This is a genomic window from Mesorhizobium sp. P2_F8, assembly GCF_056403655.1.
In genome coordinates, this window is sequence record NZ_JBFUFB010000128.1 from 1 (window position 1) to 511 (window position 511).

Here is a 511-nt window from a genome sequence, read left to right on the forward strand (position 1 = left end):
CAACGGCACAGGGCGATCATGCGATCACGCTGGTGCAGGTCGGCAACACGATCGAGGGCCAGTACAACGACGGTGCGACGCACACGGCGTTCACGGTGTCGATCGGCTCGGACGGCAAGCTGACGGTGGTGCAGAACGTCGCGCTGGAGCACCTGGTCGATGGTTCGACGGCGGCGGCCTACAACGATGCGCTGACGCTGGCCGGCAAGATCGGCGTGACGGCGACGGTGACGGATGCGGATGGCGAYACGGCAAGCACCGGCGTGATCAACGTCGGCGGCGCGGTGACCTTCCTGGATGACGGCCCGTCGATCACGAGTGCGGTTGTCGGCAGCTCGGTGACGCTTGACGAGACCAACAACGGTGCGACGACGGACGGGGTGCTGAACCCGGCGCTGATGACGGCCACGAGCGCTGCGGCGATCGTGACGGTGACGTCGAACTATGGCGCCGACGGCGCCGGRACGACCACCTATGCCTTGTCGGTGACGCAGGCGAACTCCGGGCTGGC

At 67.2% G+C, this 511-nt stretch carries 1 protein-coding gene; it reads left to right on the forward strand.

The features are described 5' to 3' along the window. Window positions 1–511 (forward strand): DUF5801 repeats-in-toxin domain-containing protein (locus AC1DZP_RS36360; RefSeq protein ID WP_477309194.1); only part of this gene is annotated, 511 nt, incomplete at both ends.